This is a genomic window from Streptomyces sp. NPDC004629 (assembly GCF_042873595.1).
Classification (GTDB): Bacteria; Actinomycetota; Actinomycetes; order Streptomycetales; family Streptomycetaceae; genus Streptomyces.
Genome location: NZ_JBIALO010000016.1, coordinates 31017 through 46811 on the forward strand (window position 1 = coordinate 31017; position 15795 = coordinate 46811).

Sequence of the window (15795 nt, forward strand, 5' to 3'; positions counted from 1 at the left end):
CGCCCAGGACCGCCCCGCTCCGAACCGCCCCGCCCAGGACCGCCCTGCTCAGAGCCGTCCGCTCAGGACCCCGTCGGCTCGCCGTGCACCCGCACCGTGCTGAGGATCTTCATGATGGTCTCCGTGTCCAGCTCCCCGTCCACGCCCTTGGCGGCGTAGAGGTTGAAGGACACGATGTCGTCCGCCGAGTTCCGGAAGGCGAACGTGATCGCCTTGCCGTCGCTGGCGCACTTGCCGGTGCGGGGGGTGTTGGTCGAACGCGCCCAGGCGTAGGCGCCCTTGACACCCGTCTTGGTGGTGTAGTCCGTGGCCTTCTTGTCGTAGGTGATGCTCTTCTTGTCCGGCTGTGTGTAGCCGCCGTAGACCCACCAGGGCACGCCCCGGATCGCCGCGTCGCCGGGGCTCTTGGCGCCGCTCTCGCCCTTGGTGCCCGCCACGGCCAGCGGAGTGTCGTCGGTCTTGCCGTCCATGTCGTCGTCGGAGGTGCACCACTTCGACTTGTACTCGGCCGGCGCCGACATCATGATCAGCGGCTTGGCGTCGGGGGACTTGCGGTCCTCGAAGCCGATCGAGGTGCCCGGGGAGTCGAGCTGCCAGTCCGGGGGCACGTCGAAGGCCGTTCCCCGCTTGGGGTTGACGACCACCTTCCAGCCGGCCACGAGCGGCTTCTCGGTCTCGTTGGTGCGCGGATTCTCGTCCGTGCCGGACGACTCGCTCGCCGCCGGGTCCGCCGAGGGCGACTGGCCGGACTTCTTGTCCTTGCCGCCGTCCGCCTTGTCGTCCTTGTCACCGCCCAGCACGAGGAATCCGGTCACACCGGCCGCGACGACCACCGCAGTCGCCGCCACGATCGCGACGAGCTTCGTCCGGTTCCCGCCGCCCCCGCCCTGCGGCGGCTGGGGCGCTCCGACGGGTGCGGGCGTGCCCCACTGCGACTGCTGCGGGTACGGGTTGGGCTGTTGGTAGCCGGGCTGCTGGTACGGGTTGGGTTGCTGGTAACCCGGCTGCTGGTACGGGTTGTTCTGCGGATTCTGCTCGCCCCCTGGCGGCTGCTGTCCTGGCCACATGGGCAGTAACCCTAGTGCCGCCCCGGACACGATTCGGTCACCGGACCTCGTCAGGGCCGTACCGAACCGGGACGCCGGCCGCGCGGTGTTCCCGGGCCGCGTTCACAGCACCTTGGCGCGGATCAGCGCCGACAGCACCAGGGCGCCGGGCAGCAGCGGGAGCCAGTCCATGAGCACGCGGAACCCGATGACGGTCGCCGTGGCCACGGCCAGCGGGGCATCGAAGGCCACCAGCGTGAAGACCACCGCGGCGTCCACCGCGACGCCGCCCGGCGCGGGCACCGCCCCCACGGCGGTGCCCGCGGCCAGGTACGCCACGACCACGTGCGTCCACGGCACCGGCAGCCCGAGCGCGGCACCCACCGACGCGAGCACGCACGCCTGCAACAGCGGCATCGCCGCGGCCCCGCCCCACAGCGCGAGGACCCGGCAGGGCCGGGTGTGCAGCACCCGCGCGTCGGCGAGGGCGGTGCGCAGCAGGCCGGTCACCGGGCGGCGCAGCGGGCGTACGACCGTGACGAGCAGGACCGCGACGGCGGCGCAGGTGCCCGCGACGGCGATCACCGCGACCAGGGTGCGGCCGTCCGGCACCAGGTCGCCGAGCCTGCGTCCGGCGGGCGAGGTCAGCAGCAACGTCAGCAGCACCAGTGTCTTGGCGACGGGCTTCACCAGCGAGTACAGGGCGAGCGAGGCCGTGGCCCGGTCCAGCGGAATGCCGCGGCCCCGCAGGAAGCGCAGGGTGACGGCGTGCGCGCCGAGGCCCGCGGGCAGCGCGTGGTTCGCGGCACCGGCGGCGAACTGCGAGGCCAGCAGCAGTCCCGGCGGCAACCGGTCGGGGAGGGCGCCCTGGCGGACGCAGGAGGCCGCCACCCAGCCCAGGCAGGTGAAGCCGAGCCCGGCCAGCAGCCACCCCGGGTCGGCCGCGGCCAGCCGGGCGGCACCCTCGTACAGGAGGGGCCGATTGGTCAGCCCCCAGATCCCGGCCAGCAGGAGGGGGCTCAGACACAGCACCAGCCGGATCGGGCGGGCCGCCATGAACGGCACCGGCCGCCCGGGCGCGTCGGGCGTGGGCGGTTCGGGCGTGAGCGAGGCTGCTTCCGGCCGGAGGGGGGAGGCCCCGGACGGGAGCGTGGGGACTGAGGACACGGGGTACGTCGTCCTTCCGCATCGGGCCGCGCGGCGGCGGCCTGAGGGTGCGAGGCGGGGAAACCGCGGGGAGCCTTCCCGTTCCGTGTGACACGCAAATGTCCGAGAGCCGAAGGGCCGTCGGCGGGACGGTGCCGCGGGCCGGTCCGTGCGCCCGCGCCCCGGTGAACCGGTAGCCTGCACGGGGGCGTGCCGTCGCAGCCGCCCGGTGGAGCAGGACCGACAGGGAAGGAACCGGCGTTGCACGTCCAGGAATGGCTCGACACCGTGCCCGCGGTGGCCGTCTACGCCGTGGTGGCCTTGATCATCGGCCTGGAGAGCCTGGGCATCCCGCTGCCGGGCGAGATCGTCCTGGTGTCGGCGGCGCTGCTCTCCTCGCAGCACTCGGACATCAACCCGGTGGTCCTCGGCACCTGTGCGACCCTCGGCGCCGTCGTCGGCGACTCCATCGGCTACGCCATCGGCCGCAAGGGCGGGCGTCCGCTGCTGGCCTGGCTCGGCAAGAAGTTCCCCAGGCACTTCAGCGAGGGGCACATCGCCACCGCGGAGCGGTCCTTCGAGAAGTGGGGCATGTGGGCGGTGTTCTTCGGCCGCTTCGTCGCCCTGCTGCGCATCTTCGCCGGTCCGCTCGCCGGCGTCCTGCACATGCCGTACTGGAAGTTCCTGATCGCCAACGTCCTCGGCGGCATCTGCTGGGCGGGCGGCACCACCGCGGTCATCTACTACGTCGGCGTGGTCGCCGAGGACTGGTTGAAGAGGTTCTCCTGGCTGGGCCTGGTGGCGGCGGTCCTGATCGGCCTGACCTCGATGCTGGTGCTCCGGCGCAAGGCGAAGAAGACGCAGGAGTCCCGGACCGAGTCGGAGCCGGTGCCCGTCCGCGACTGACCCGGGCTACTCGTGCACCTCGCGGTGCGTCCTGGCCAGCTCCGCGTACAGGGTGCCGTTCAGCGTCAGGCCCCGCCGCTCCTCGTCGGTGAGTTCCCGCTTCACCTTCGCGGGCACACCGGCGACCAGCGAACCCGGCGGTACCGTCATCCCCTGCGGCACCAGCGCCTGGGCCGCGACCAGCGAGCCGGCCCCGATCACCGCCCCGTTCAGCACGGTCGCGCCCATGCCGATCAGGCAGTCGTCCCGCACCGTCGCCCCGTGCACCACGGCGTTGTGGCCGATGGAGACCCGCTCCCCGACACTGACCGGGAAGCCGGGGTCGGCGTGCAGGGTGACGTTGTCCTGGACGTTCGCGCTCGCCCCGACGGTGATCCGCTCTACGTCGCCGCGCAGCACCGCGCCGTACCAGACGCTCGCGCCCGCGTGCAGCGTCACATCGCCGATCACCGAGGCGGTCGGGGCCACGAACGCCCCCTCGTCGATCCGGGGCTCCCTGCCGCCGATGCCCACGATCAGCGCCTTGTGCGTCATCTGCGTCCACCGTTCCGTCCGCCGGGGCGAGCACACCGGCCTGCCGAGGGAAATACACCGGCACCGTACGCCATCCGGTGGGGCGAAGATCACAGCGGTACGGTCTCATGGCCGCGGCGCCCGCTGAGTACCGTGAGCGGGTGCCGAAGCCCAAGAACACGTTCTCGTCCTGGCGGCGCCGCCTCGCCCAGCGAGTCGTCCACGCGGGCTGGGCCTGGGCGCAGCGCGCGGGGTCCGTGACCGCCGAGCACCCGGGCCGGCTGCGCTTCGGCGCGATGGGAACGGGTACCAGGCTCGCCTTTCCGCTCGGCACGGTCTTCGGTGAACCCTGGATCCGTCTCGGCGCCCACTGCATCATCGGCGAGCAGGTCACCCTGACCGCGGGCCTGATGCCGGACCTGGACCTCGGTCCCGAACCGATCCTGTGCATCGGCGACGGGGTCGTCCTCGGCCGCGGCAGCCACGTCATCGCCGACACGACGGTCACCATCGGCAGCGACTGCTACTTCGGACCGTATGTGTACGTCACGTCCACCAACCACTCGTACGACGACCCGCACCAGCCCATCGGGCGGCAGTGGCCGCGGATGGAGCCGGTGCGGATCGGACCCGGATGCTGGATCGGCACCGGAGCGGTGGTCCTGCCGGGCGCACGGATCGGCCGGAACGTGGTCGTGGCGGCCGGCGCGGTGGTCCGCGGCACGGTGCCCGACCACGCGGTGGTCGCCGGCGCGCCCGCACGGGTGGTGCGGCGCTGGACGTCCGACGACGGCTGGCAGCCCCCGCTGCGCACCCCCGCCCCGGTGCCGATCCCGGACGGCATCACACCGGAGCAACTGCTCGCGCTGGCCGACCTCGACGAGGAGGCCGTGACCCGGCTCGCCGAACTGGAGGCCGACGGCTGACCCGCCCTGGGCGAGCACGCGGGCGGGCGCGCAGTACAGTTCGGTGAACACTCGGGTGCACCGCGCCGTAGTTCAGTCAAGTAAACTGTGACATTTGGAATATTGGACCGTAGTAGTGGACGTATCGTGTCGGACCTCGATCTGCTGACCCAGTCCCTCGCGCGCAACGTCAAGCGCTGGCGCACCGAGCGCGGCTTCACCCTGGACGCGCTGGCCGCCCGGGCGGGAGTCAGCCGCGGCATGCTCATCCAGATCGAGCAGGCCCGCACCAATCCCAGCCTCGGCACGGTCGTCAAGATCGGCGACGCTCTCGGCGTCAGCATCACCACCCTGCTCGACTACGCGCAGGGCCCCACGGTCCGGATCGTCCCCGCCGAGCGGGCCGTACGGCTCTGGCACACCGACGCCGGCAGCTACAACCGGCTGCTCGCGGGCGCCGAGGCCCCCGGCCCGCTGGAGATGTGGGACTGGCGGCTGATGCCGGGGGAGAGCAGCCCCTCCGACCCGCATCCCGCCGGCACGGTGGAACTCCTCCACGTCACGGTGGGGGAACTGACGCTCACCGTGGACGGCGTCGAGCACCGCGTCCCGGCCGGCGCGAGCGCCTCCTTCGACGCCGGCACGGCGCACACGTACGGCAACACCGGCGACGTCCCGATGGAGATGGTGATGACCGTCTCCGTCCCGCCCGTACGCTGAGGCCCCGGAGACCGCCTGTTAGCGTGCGGACATGCGCGCACCCATCGGAGACTTCGACACCGCCGCCCCCGCTCCGGACCGCCTCGACGAACTGATCGCCCCGGTCGCCGACGCCGTGCGCCACTGGCGCGGCAGCGTCCCCGCCGACCGGATCGTCCACGTCGACACCGAGCCCGAGTGGGCGGACACCGCCGTCTTCGTCGAGCACTACGGCCGCGAGCTGCTGGAGCGGTCCGCGAACTGTGTGGTCGTCGCGGGCAAGCGGGCCGGTGAGACGACCCTCGCGGCATGCGTCGTGCTGTCCACCACCCGGGTCGACGTCAACGGGGTGGTCCGCCGCCAACTGGGCGCGCGCAAGGCCTCGTTCGCCTCGATGGACACGGCCACCGGGGAGACCGGCATGGAGTACGGCGGCATCACCCCGCTCGGACTGCCCGCCGGCTGGCCGGTGCTGGTGGACTCCGCCGTCGTCGACCTGCCCTACGTCCTGGTCGGCAGCGGACGCCGACGCGGCAAACTGCTGGTACCGGGCAAGGCGTTCGCCGAACTGCCGGGCGCGGTGGTCCTGGAGGGCCTGGGCGTCGCCTGACCTCAGGCGGTCACATGGTGCGCCAGCGCCCGGTGCGGGTCCGCCTCGCCGGGCGCGGGCGCCGGATCGGCGTGCACCAGGGCCGCGGTCAGCCGCGGCACGGCGTGCAGCAGGGCGTGCTCGGCGTCGACCGCGATCGCGTGCGCCCGTCGTACCGTCGCGTCGCCGTCCACCACGATCGCCACCTCCGCCCGCAGCCGATGGCCGATCCAGCGCAGCCGCAACTCACCCACTCCGCGCACGCCCGGCACCGCACACAACGCCCGCTCGGCCCGGTCCACCAGCGCCGGGTCGACGGCGTCCAGCACCCGCCGGAACACCTCGCGCGCGGCGTCCCGCAGGACCAGCGCGATGGCGGCCGTGATCGCCAGCCCCACCAGCGGGTCGGCCAGTTGCCAGCCCAGTGCGGACCCGGCGGTGCCCACCAGCACGGCCAGTGAGGTGAAGCCGTCGGTACGGGCGTGCAGGCCGTCGGCGACGAGCGCGGCGGAGCCGATCGCCCGCCCCACCCGGATCCGGTAGCGGGCCACCCACTCGTTGCCCGCGCAGCCGACCAGCGCGGCCACGGCCACCGCCGGCAGATGCTGCACCGGCCGCGGGTCGAGGAGCCGGTCCACCGCCGTCCATGCCGCGAAGACCGCGGACGCGGTGATGGTCAGCACGATGGCGATCCCCGCCAGGTCCTCGGCGCGGCCGTAGCCGTAGGTGAAGCGCCGGTTCGCCGCGCGGCGGCCGAGCAGGAACGCGATGCCGAGCGGCACGGCCGTCAGCGCGTCCGCCGCGTTGTGCGCCGTGTCGCCGAGCAGCGCCACCGATCCGGACGCGACCACCACCACGGCCTGCGCGAGCGCGGTCACGCCGAGCACCGCCAGGGAGACCCACAGCGCCCGCATGCCACGGGCCGAGGCCTCCAGGGCGGTGTCGAGCTTGTCGGCGCTGTCGTGGGAGTGCGGGGTGAGGAGATGGCCGAGGCGGTGCCGCAGACCGGAAACCGTCCGGGACGGCCCGTGGCCGTGCCCGTGGCTGTCGCCGTGCCCGTGGTCGTGCCCGTGCCCGTGCTGGCGTTCCTGGCCGGATTCATGGCCTGGAACGTGTTCGTGCGCAGGGCCGTGCCGGTGCGCGTGCGCGTGGCCGCGCCCCGGCTCGTCGCCGTGCGCAAGCCCGTGGTCGTGGCCGTGCTCGTGCCGGTGCCGGTCGCTCACGTGGATCCCCTTCCGGTGCGCGGGAGTGGACGCACGACGCCCACGCCGCCATTATGTGCGTATGAGCGCACGCATGCACCTATCACCTGCGCACCATCCGCACCCGCGCACCCCCGGCGAGGAGCAGTTCGCGGTCGCGGCCGACCTGCTCGCCCTGCTCGGTGACCGCACCCGCCTCGCCCTGCTGCACGCGCTCACGGCCGGTGAGGCCGATGTCGGCACGCTCACCGAGGCGTGCGGCGCGGCCCGGCCCGCCGTCAGCCAGCACCTGGCCCGGCTGCGGCTCGCCGGCCTGGTGAACACGCGCAAGGAGGGCCGCCGGGTGGTCTACTCGCTGCGCCACGACCATCTGCGCCGGCTGGTGGCCGAGGCGCTGGACGTGGCGGACCACCGGCTCACCGAAACCCGCCCCGGACAGGGGAGGTGAGCCGGACCGGCCGACGCCGGGCGCCCACCGGCCGGGCCCGCCCGGTCCCGGTCCGCGCACGCGGTCAGTACGCCTCGGCCGCGCCCAGGTACTGCTCCGCGAACGCCCTCGCGGCGGCCGGGGAGGTGAACAGCCGGCGCAGCCGGGCCAGGCTGGTGGCCGCGCGGTACGGGTCGCCCGACGCCGCGCCGTGGTACACGCCGGACAGCCACTGCGAGAACTCCTGGTAGTCCCACGCCCGCCGCAGGCACGCCGCCGAATAGCCGGCCAGGCCGGCAGCGTCGCCCCCGAGGACGCGCGCGACGAGCGCGTCGCCCAGCAGGAAGGCGTCGTGCAGCGCCAGGTTCATGCCCTTCGCCGCGATCGGCGCGGTGAGATGGGCCGCGTCGCCCGCGAGGAACAGCCGCCCGAACTCCATGGACGACACCACGTAGTTGTGCATGTCCAGCACGCGCTTCTCGATCAGCCGGCCCTCCGCGAGCGCGGGCGCCCCCGCCGCACCGAGCCGTACCCGCAACTCGGCCCAGACCCGTTCGTGCGGCCAGTTCCCCGGGTCGTCGCCGGGCGGGCACTGGAGGTAGTAGCGGGTGACCTCGGGGCTGCGGGCCATGTGCCCGGCGAACCCGCGCGGATGGACACCGAACACCACGCAGTCGGCGGACGGCGGCGCCTCGGCCAGCAGCGCCAGCCAGCCGATGCCGTAGTCGTGCCGCGCGAGCGTCGCCCGGGACGCGGGCACCGCGTCCCGGGACACCCCGCGCGCGCCGTCGCACCCCGCGACGAAGTCGCACCGGATCACCCGGCGTTCACCGGTCCTCGGGCACAGGTACGACACCGAGGGACGATCCGTCTCCAGGTCGTGCAGCCGTACCTCCCGGACGCCGAAGCGGATGTCGCCGCCGCGGCCGGTGTACTCGCGCACCAGGTCCGTCACCAGCAACGGCTGCGGATACACGAAGTGGTGACGGCCCGTCAGCTCGTGGTAGCGGAACCGGTACCGCTCGCCGTCGAAGCGGAACTCGCACGCGGCGTGCGCCTGCGCCCGCGCCGGCAGACCGGCCGCGAGCCCGCGCCGATCGAGTTCGCGCACCGCCCACTCCTCTATGACGCCGGCGCGCGGCCGCGTCTCGATGAACTCCCTGCTCTCGGTCTCCAGGACCACGCAGTCGACGGCGGCGGCCCGCAGGATGCCGCCGACGGTGAGCCCGGCGGGCCCGGCGCCCACGACGACGACCGGCCGCCGTTCCACGGACGCGGAGTGGGGGGAGGGGAACGTCACCGGGCCATTATGACGGTGTCCGGTCAGACAGAGGTCACCCCGCCCGCCGGCCCAGGGCGGGGATCTCGATGGCCGGGCAGCGGTCCATGACCATGTCGAGACCGGCGGCCCGGGTCCGCTCGTAGGCGGCCTCGTCGATCACCCCGAGCTGGAACCAGACGGCCCGCGCGCCCTTGGCGACCGCCTCGTCGGCGACCTGCCCGGCGAGATCGCTGTTCACGAACACATCCACGACATCCACCTCGAAGGGGATGTCCGCGAGGGAGGCGTACCCGCGCTCGCCGTGGACCGTCTCCGCCTTGGGGTGCACCGGGACCACGCGCTTGCCGAACCGCCGCAGCACCTCGGCCACCCCGTAGGCGGCGCGCCGCCGGTTCGAGGACAGGCCCACCACGGCCCAGGTGTCGCCCGGCTCGGTCAGGATCCTGCGGATCGTCGCTTCGTCGCCGTACACGGTCGTGGCCTCCTCGGGCGTGGCGCGGAACTGTCCCTCGGCCAACAGTGCCCGCCGGGCGGTGATTCCCGCGCCGGCCCGGCACGGCCCCGGGGCGGGCGGCCGGGCGCCGCCTACCGCATCCGCCGCCGCGGTGTCCGGTTTCGGCGCCAAGTCCTGCGTACGGGCTTCCGTCCGCCTACGCTCGCTGCGTGCTGCGCATCATCGACGCCCGAACCGGCCGACCCGTCGACGCCGCTCCCGCCCGCCGAGGCCTGACCCGGGTCGAGGCCCACGCGTCGGGCTCGGACATCTCGGCCCTGCGTGTGCTGCTCGTCGCCGACGTGCTGCTCCGCGCCCTGGAGCTCGGCGGCACGCCCGTGTGGTGCCTGCTCACCGGCGGGCGGCGGCAGGCCGAGCTGCGTGCGGCGGCCACGGCCCTGGGCATCCGGCCCTTCGAGGAGGGGCGCGACCTCGCCGCCGGCCTCGGCGAGGCGCAGATCGTGCACGTGGTCGGGGACGACGGCGCGATGCCCGAGGGCGGGGTCGTCGTCGGCGTCGCCCCCGCGATCCGCGCGGACCCTGCCCGGGAGGCGCCCGGGGTGGCCGGCGCCGCCTCCGCGGACCCGCCCGCCGATCCCGCCGTACTGCGCCTCGCCCTGCTCGCCACCCGCCGGGACACGCCCGTGCGCATCGACCCGGACGCGCTGGACCGGGCCGGGCGGATGCTGGCGCGCCGGCGCCGGGCGGTCGCCCACTGGGCACGGCAGCCGTCCCGCCCGATCCCCGACGAGGTGCGCGGGCGGTTGCGCGCCGCATGGGAGGACAATCTGGATGTGACCGAGGTACTGAAGGTCCTGGACCAGGTCGCGGAGGCAGCCGACCTGCCCGACGGCGCCCGCTTCGAGACGTACGCCCACGCCGACCGGCTGCTCGGCCTCGACCTCGTCCGCGACCTCGGGAGCCCCGCATGATCGCCCGCGCGGGCGCGGGCCCGCTGCGCCGCCTCGTCGTGCTGCGGCACGCCAAGTCCGCCTGGCCCGAAGGCGTCGCCGACCACGAACGCCCGCTCGCCCCGCGCGGCCGGCGCGACGCCCCGGCCGCGGGCCGCGCCCTCGCCGAGGCCGACTGCCTGCCCGACCTCGCCCTGTGCTCCACCGCGCTGCGCGCCCGGAGCACCTGGGAACTCGCCTCGGCCCAGTGGGGCACCCCGCCGCCCGCCCGGTTCGACCCGCGGCTGTACGCGGCCGGCGTGCCGGACCTGCTGCGGGTCGTGCACGAGGTGTTGCCCGAGGTCGAGACGCTGCTCCTGCTCGGACACAACCCGGGCCTTGCGGAACTGGTCCTCGATCTGGCCCGGGACGGCCTGGACGACACCCTGGAAGTGGTCCGGCGGAAGTTCCCGACGTCGGCCATCGCGATCCTGTCCTGGCACGGCACCGGCTGGCAGGCCCTCACCCCCGGCACCGCGCTCCTCACGTCGGTCACGGTCCCCCGCGGGAAACGGCGCGGGAAGGCGTAGGAGGCGGCCGGACGTCCCCGACTGAGGGTGACCGCGAACCGGTGGCGCGGTCGACGAGGGTGCGCCGGCCGCGGGCATCACGGGATCCGTGCCCGCACAGCACGTCGGGGGTGCCACCGCTTCGGTCGGGGAAACGGGTACGGATTAGGCTGGCCGGATGCAGGACGAGTACCGCACCGTCGCCCGTGCGGGTGTGCACGAGACCGAGGTCAATCGCTCACGCTTCCGGTGCGCGCTCGCCCCGGCCGCCACCGAACGGGAGGCCCAGGAGTTCGTCGCCGCGGTCCGCAAGGAGCACGCCGACGCCACCCACAACTGCTGGGCGTACGTCATCGGCGCCGACGCGGCCGTCCAGAAGGCCAGTGACGACGGGGAACCCGGCGGCACCGCGGGCGTCCCGATGCTCCAGATGCTGCTGCGGCGCGACATGCGGTACGTCGTCGCCGTCGTCACCCGCTACTACGGCGGCGTCAAGCTCGGCGCGGGCGGACTCATCCGGGCGTACGGCGGCGCCGTCGGCGAGGCCCTGGACCAGCTCGGCACCCGCACCCGGCGCCGCTTCCGGCTGGCCACGGTGACCGTCGACCACCAGCGCGCGGGCAAGGTGCACAACGACCTGCGCGCGACCGGCCGCACGGTGCGCGACGTCCGGTACGGCGAGACGGTCGCCATCGAGATCGCCCTGCCGGACGCCGACGTGGACGCCTTCCGCGCCTGGCTGGCCGACGCCACCGCCGGGACGGCCCGCTTCGAGGCGGGCGGAGAGGCGTACGGGGACGCATGACCTTCGCAGCCGTACGGACCCAACGGGCCCATGGGACGCGGCCGGTGCCGGGGCCGATACGGGAGTAACCGCCCGTGATGTCAGACCCGGCCGTTAGTCTCGGGGATCATGAGACTCCTGCACACCTCCGACTGGCATCTGGGCCGGGCGTTCCACCGGGTGAACCTGCTCGACGCCCAGGCCGAGTTCATCGGACACCTCGTCACGACCGTGCGCGAGCACGACGTGGACGCGGTGGTCGTGTCGGGAGACGTCTACGACCGGGCGGTGCCCCCGCTCGCCGCGGTCGAGCTGTTCGACGACGCGCTGCACCGGCTCGCCGACCTCGGCGTGCCCACGCTGATGATCTCCGGCAACCACGACTCGGCCCGCCGCCTCGGGGTCGGCGCCGGGCTCCTGGACCGCGCGGGCATCCATCTGCGGACCGACCCCGCCGGCTGCGGCACCCCGGTCGTGCTGGCCGACGCCCACGGGGACGTGGCCTTCTACGGCCTGCCCTACCTCGAACCCGCCCTGGTGAAGGACGCGTTCGGGGTCGACAGGGCGGGCCACGAGAGCGTCCTCGCCGCCGCCATGGACCGGGTACGCGCCGACCTCGCCGCCCGCGCCCCCGGCACCCGCTCCGTCGTCCTCGCGCACGCCTTCGTCACCGGCGGCCGGACCAGCGACAGCGAACGGGACATCACCGTGGGCGGGGTGGCCGCCGTCCCGGCCGCGGTCTTCGACGGCGTCGACTATGTGGCGCTCGGGCATCTGCACGGCTGCCAGACCCTCTCCCCGCGCGTGCGCTACTCGGGCTCCCCGCTGGCCTACTCCTTCTCCGAGGCCGGCCACCGCAAGAGCATGTGGCTCGTCGACCTCGGCGCCGACGGAGCGGTCGCCGCCGAGCGCGTCGACTGCCCGGTGCCGCGCCCGCTGGCCCGGATCCGGGGCACACTGGAGGACCTGCTCGCCGACCCCGCGCTCGCCCGGCACACGACGGCCTGGGTCGAGGCCACGCTCACCGACCAGGTGAGGCCCGCCGACCCCATGGCCCGGCTCACCGTCCGCTTCCCGCACACCCTCAGTCTCGTCTTCGCCCCCGAGCGGGCCCCGGACGACCCCGATGTGTCGTACGCCAGGCGCCTCGCCGGCCGCGCCGACCAGCAGATCGCCCAGGACTTCGTGGCCCATGTGCGCGGCGCGGGCCCCGACGAGCGGGAACTGGCCGTGCTGCGGGAGGCGTTCGACGCCGTGCGCGCCGACGACGCGCTGCGCGAGGTGGCGCGATGAGGCTGCACCGGCTGGACGTGACCGCCTTCGGACCCTTCGGCGACTCCCAGAGCGTCGACTTCGACGCGCTGTCCGCCGCGGGCCTGTTCCTGCTGCACGGACCTACCGGCGCGGGCAAGACCTCCGTCCTGGACGCGGTGTGCTACGCGCTGTACGGCTCCGTGCCGGGCGCCCGGCACAGCGGCCAGGGCCAGTCCCTGCGCAGCGACCACGCCGACCCCGCCACCCGCACCGAGGTCCGCCTCGAACTGACCGTCGCCGGACGGCGGTTGGAGATCACCCGGCAGCCGCCCTGGGAACGGCCCAAGAAGCGCGGTGCGGGCACGACCCTCGACAAGGCCCAGACGTGGCTGCGCGCCTACGACCCGGCCGCCGGCGGCTGGCGGGACCTCAGCCGCTCGCACCAGGAGATCGGTGAGGAGATCACCCAGCTGCTCGGCATGAGCCGGGAACAGTTCTGCCAGGTGGTGCTGTTGCCCCAGGGCGACTTCGCGCGTTTCCTGCGCGCCGACGCCGAGGCGCGGGCCAAGCTGCTCGGCCGCCTCTTCGACACCCGGCGCTTCGCCGACGTCGAAAAAGGCCTCGCCGAACGGCGCCGCGCCACCGAGGCCCGGGTCCGCGAGGGCGACGCCGCGCTCCTCGCCGACGCGCACCGCATGCAGCAGGAAGCGGGCGACGCCATGGAACTGCCGGAAGTCGCCCCCGGCGAGCCCGGCCTGGCCGAGGCCGTGCTGGGCGCCGCCGCCGTCGCCCGCAGCACCGCCCGGGAACGGCTCACCGTCGCCCACTGCCGGCTCACCGCCGCCGAGTCCGCCCAGGCCACCGCCGACCGGGCCCTCGCCGGCGTACGCGAACTCGCCCGGCTCCAGGACCGGTTCGCCGAGGCGCGGCGGCGGGCCGCGCTCCTGGAGGAACAGGCCGGCGCCCACCGGGAGGCGCAGGCCCGCATGGAGCGGGGCCGCAAGGCGGAGACCGTGGCGCCCGCCCTGGAGCTGCGGGAGGCCGCCGAGGCCGAGCACCGGCGCACCGCCGCCGCCGAAACACACGCGCGCGGGCTGCTGCCGCAGGACTTCGCGGACGCCGGTGCCGCCGGGCTCGCCGCCGCCGCCCGCCGGGCCGCCGAGGAACTGGGCGGCCTGGAGTCCGCGCGCCGCGCCGAGCAGCGGCTCGCCGAACTCGTCGCCGAACGGGCCGGCCTGGACCGTCAGGAGCGCGCCGACGAGGAGGTGCTGCGGGAGGCCGGGACCTGGCTGGCCGGCTGGGACGCCACCCGCGCCGGCCTGCAGAGCCGGCTGGAATCCGCCCAGGAGGCGGCCACCCGCGCCGAACAGCTCGCCGTGCAGCGCGAACCGGCCCGGCGCCGGCTCGCCGCGGCCCGGCTGCGGGACCAGCTGGCCGGGGACACGGAAACCGCGCGGCAGCGGGCACTCGGCTCCGAACGGGACGCCCTGGCGGCCCGCGCCCACTGGCTCGACCTCAAGGAACAGCGGCTGAACGGCATCGCCGCGGAACTCGCCGCGAACCTCACCGACGGCGAACCGTGCGCCGTCTGCGGCGCCACCGAACACCCCGCGCCCGCCCGCAGGGTCGCCGGACACGTGGACCGCGAGGCGGAGGAGCGGGCACAGGCGGCCCACCAGCGCGCCGACGAACGGCGCGCCGAGTCCGAGCGCCGACTGGGTGTCGTACGGGAGGCGCTGGCCGCCGCGACCGCCGAGGCGGGCGACACCCCCACGGAGCAACTGGCCGCACAGACCGACGAGTTGGAGCGGGAGTACACGCGGGCGCGGCGGACGGCGTCCGGGCTGCACGCCGCACGCGAGGAGCTGCGGCGGACCGAGCAGGAGCGCGAGCGACGCCTCACCGACCGTCAGCAGGCCGAGGTCAGGGCCGCCTCCCGGCTCACCCTGCGGGACGCCCTCGACCAGGAACGCGCTTTTTTGGAAGAGGAGTTGGCGCAGGCGCGCGGCGACGCCGGCAGCGTGGCGGCCCGCGCCACGCAACTGGAGCGGCAGACGGCCCTGCTCACCGACGCCGCCGATGCCACGCGCGCCGCCGAGGACAGCGCCCGGCGGCTCAAGGACGCCGACGCCCGGCTGGCCGACGCCGCCTACCGCGCGGGCTTCGCCACCCCGCGGGATGCGGCGGCCGCCCTGCTCGACGACGCGGCCCACCGCGAACTCCAGCACCTCCTCGACGCACGGCAGTCCGAGGAGGCCGCCGTACGCGCGGTCCTCGCCGAGGCCGACACGGCCGCCGCCGCACGGAGACCGCCCGCCGACCTCCAAGCGGCCGAGCGCGCCGCGGCCTCGGCGGCCGGACGGCTGCGCGAGGCCGCGTCCGCACGCGACGCCGCCGCCCGCTGCTGCGCCGAACTCGACCGGCTCTCCGCCCGCGCCGCCGACGGCGTGCGCAGGCTGGCGCCGCTGCGCGAGGAGTACGATCGGGTGGCCCGGCTCGCCGCCCTCACTGCGGGCACCTCGGCCGACAACGAACGCCGGATGCGCCTGGAGTCGTACGTGCTGGCGGCCCGCCTGGAACAGGTCGCCGCCGCCGCGACGGTACGACTGCGCAGCATGTCCGCGGGCCGCTACACCCTGGTGCACTCGGACGACCGCACCGGACGGGGCCGCAGCGGGCTCGGACTGCACGTGGTCGACGCCTGGACCGGCCGGGAGCGCGACACGGCGACGCTGTCGGGCGGCGAGACGTTCTTCGCCTCCCTCGCGCTGGCCCTCGGCCTCGCCGACGTCGTCACCGACGAGGCGGGCGGGGTCCGGCTGGACACCCTCTTCATCGACGAGGGCTTCGGCAGCCTCGACGACCAGACCCTGGACGAGGTCCTGGACGTCCTCGACTCGCTGCGCGAACGCGACCGCAGCGTCGGCATCGTCAGCCATGTCGCCGATCTGCGGCGCCGCATCCACGCCCAACTGGAGGTGGTGAAGGGCAGATCGGGCTCCATGCTACGGGGTCTCGGCTGAGGGCTCGGCGGAAGGGGGCCGTGGCACGCCGTCGCCGGCTGCGGCTTCGTCGTGGCTGGTCGCGCCC

The 15795-nt window shown here is 74.7% G+C and carries 16 protein-coding genes; 10 read left to right on the forward strand and 6 right to left on the reverse strand.

The genetic code is table 11. The annotated features are described in order from the left end of the window. Nucleotides 1-62: 62 nt before the first annotated feature. Both ACFYTE_RS24230 and ACFYTE_RS24235 read right to left on the reverse strand, forming a co-directional pair. Nucleotides 63-1067 (reverse strand): hypothetical protein, encoded by a 1005-nt coding sequence (locus ACFYTE_RS24230; RefSeq protein ID WP_388714014.1) that lies wholly within the window; start codon nt 1065-1067, stop codon nt 63-65. A gap of 102 nt (nt 1068-1169) precedes the next feature. Then, entirely contained in the window at nt 1170-2213 is a 1044-nt protein-coding gene (locus tag ACFYTE_RS24235; RefSeq protein ID WP_388714017.1) for a YbhN family protein, read from the reverse strand. Between the two features lie 240 nt (nt 2214-2453). Between ACFYTE_RS24235 and ACFYTE_RS24240 the strand changes: the two genes are divergently transcribed. Then, nucleotides 2454-3098: a DedA family protein gene (locus ACFYTE_RS24240; RefSeq protein WP_388714020.1), complete on the forward strand. Its 645-nt coding sequence runs from the start codon at nt 2454-2456 to the stop codon at nt 3096-3098. A 6-nt stretch (nt 3099-3104) separates the two neighbouring features. Here ACFYTE_RS24240 and ACFYTE_RS24245 read toward each other — a convergent pair whose 3' ends face one another. Beyond that, the gene (locus ACFYTE_RS24245) at nt 3105-3632 is read right to left on the reverse strand and encodes a gamma carbonic anhydrase family protein (protein ID WP_388714023.1); all 528 of its coding nucleotides are present in this window, start codon (nt 3630-3632) and stop codon (nt 3105-3107) included. 107 nt (nt 3633-3739) lie between these two features. Between ACFYTE_RS24245 and ACFYTE_RS24250 the strand changes: the two genes are divergently transcribed. The 3 genes from ACFYTE_RS24250 (at nt 3740) to ACFYTE_RS24260 (ending at nt 5825) form a co-directional block, all read left to right on the forward strand. After that, a complete protein-coding gene (locus tag ACFYTE_RS24250; protein ID WP_388714027.1) occupies nt 3740-4537 on the forward strand; it encodes an acyltransferase in 798 nt (265 codons plus the stop codon). A gap of 126 nt (nt 4538-4663) precedes the next feature. Then, entirely contained in the window at nt 4664-5236 is a 573-nt protein-coding gene (locus ACFYTE_RS24255; protein WP_388714029.1) for an XRE family transcriptional regulator, read from the forward strand. A gap of 31 nt (nt 5237-5267) precedes the next feature. Then, entirely contained in the window at nt 5268-5825 is a 558-nt protein-coding gene (locus ACFYTE_RS24260; RefSeq protein ID WP_388714030.1) for a YbaK/EbsC family protein, read from the forward strand. A 2-nt stretch (nt 5826-5827) separates the two neighbouring features. Here the strand turns inward: ACFYTE_RS24260 and ACFYTE_RS24265 are convergent, their stop codons facing one another. Next, entirely contained in the window at nt 5828-7027 is a 1200-nt protein-coding gene (locus ACFYTE_RS24265; protein WP_388714033.1) for a cation diffusion facilitator family transporter, read from the reverse strand. A 61-nt stretch (nt 7028-7088) separates the two neighbouring features. Between ACFYTE_RS24265 and ACFYTE_RS24270 the strand changes: the two genes are divergently transcribed. Then, the gene (locus ACFYTE_RS24270) at nt 7089-7454 is read left to right on the forward strand and encodes an ArsR/SmtB family transcription factor (protein ID WP_388714036.1); all 366 of its coding nucleotides are present in this window, start codon (nt 7089-7091) and stop codon (nt 7452-7454) included. Between the two features lie 64 nt (nt 7455-7518). Here the strand turns inward: ACFYTE_RS24270 and ACFYTE_RS24275 are convergent, their stop codons facing one another. Both ACFYTE_RS24275 and ACFYTE_RS24280 read right to left on the reverse strand, forming a co-directional pair. Beyond that, a complete protein-coding gene (locus tag ACFYTE_RS24275; RefSeq protein ID WP_388714039.1) occupies nt 7519-8733 on the reverse strand; it encodes a 4-hydroxybenzoate 3-monooxygenase in 1215 nt (404 codons plus the stop codon). A gap of 34 nt (nt 8734-8767) precedes the next feature. Further along, complete coding sequence (locus tag ACFYTE_RS24280; protein WP_388714442.1) at nt 8768-9187, reverse strand: CoA-binding protein; 420 nt, start codon at nt 9185-9187, stop codon at nt 8768-8770. Between the two features lie 191 nt (nt 9188-9378). Between ACFYTE_RS24280 and ACFYTE_RS24285 the strand changes: the two genes are divergently transcribed. The 5 genes from ACFYTE_RS24285 to ACFYTE_RS24305 all read left to right on the forward strand — a co-directional run bounded on the left by ACFYTE_RS24285 (nt 9379) and on the right by ACFYTE_RS24305 (nt 15728). After that, nucleotides 9379-10140: a hypothetical protein gene (locus tag ACFYTE_RS24285; protein ID WP_388714042.1), complete on the forward strand. Its 762-nt coding sequence runs from the start codon at nt 9379-9381 to the stop codon at nt 10138-10140. Then, the gene (locus tag ACFYTE_RS24290; RefSeq protein WP_388714044.1) at nt 10137-10688 is read left to right on the forward strand and encodes a SixA phosphatase family protein; all 552 of its coding nucleotides are present in this window, start codon (nt 10137-10139) and stop codon (nt 10686-10688) included. Before ACFYTE_RS24285 ends, ACFYTE_RS24290 begins: the two co-directional genes overlap by 4 nt. Nucleotides 10689-10845: 157 nt before the next feature. Next, the gene (locus ACFYTE_RS24295) at nt 10846-11472 is read left to right on the forward strand and encodes a YigZ family protein (protein WP_388714047.1); all 627 of its coding nucleotides are present in this window, start codon (nt 10846-10848) and stop codon (nt 11470-11472) included. A 108-nt stretch (nt 11473-11580) separates the two neighbouring features. Next, a complete protein-coding gene (locus ACFYTE_RS24300) occupies nt 11581-12744 on the forward strand; it encodes an exonuclease SbcCD subunit D (RefSeq protein ID WP_388714049.1) in 1164 nt (387 codons plus the stop codon). Continuing rightward, nucleotides 12741-15728, forward strand: a complete 2988-nt coding sequence (locus tag ACFYTE_RS24305) for an AAA family ATPase (protein ID WP_388714052.1) — start codon at nt 12741-12743, stop codon at nt 15726-15728. Before ACFYTE_RS24300 ends, ACFYTE_RS24305 begins: the two co-directional genes overlap by 4 nt. Nucleotides 15729-15795: the final 67 nt, after the last annotated feature.

Excerpts from the sequence above, each read along its gene's own strand:
- ACFYTE_RS24230 (WP_388714014.1), bottom strand. The coding sequence starts at position 1,067 with ATGTGGCCAGGACAGCAGCCGCCAGGGGGCGAGCAGAATCCGCAGAAC.
- ACFYTE_RS24245 (WP_388714023.1), bottom strand. The coding sequence starts at position 3,632 with ATGACGCACAAGGCGCTGATCGTGGGCATCGGCGGCAGGGAGCCCCGG.
- ACFYTE_RS24250 (WP_388714027.1), top strand. The coding sequence starts at position 3,740 with ATGGCCGCGGCGCCCGCTGAGTACCGTGAGCGGGTGCCGAAGCCCAAG.
- ACFYTE_RS24260 (WP_388714030.1), top strand. The coding sequence starts at position 5,268 with ATGCGCGCACCCATCGGAGACTTCGACACCGCCGCCCCCGCTCCGGAC.
- ACFYTE_RS24270 (WP_388714036.1), top strand. The coding sequence starts at position 7,089 with ATGAGCGCACGCATGCACCTATCACCTGCGCACCATCCGCACCCGCGC.
- ACFYTE_RS24290 (WP_388714044.1), top strand. The coding sequence starts at position 10,137 with ATGATCGCCCGCGCGGGCGCGGGCCCGCTGCGCCGCCTCGTCGTGCTG.
- ACFYTE_RS24295 (WP_388714047.1), top strand. The coding sequence starts at position 10,846 with ATGCAGGACGAGTACCGCACCGTCGCCCGTGCGGGTGTGCACGAGACC.
- ACFYTE_RS24300 (WP_388714049.1), top strand. The coding sequence starts at position 11,581 with ATGAGACTCCTGCACACCTCCGACTGGCATCTGGGCCGGGCGTTCCAC.
- ACFYTE_RS24305 (WP_388714052.1), top strand. The coding sequence starts at position 12,741 with ATGAGGCTGCACCGGCTGGACGTGACCGCCTTCGGACCCTTCGGCGAC.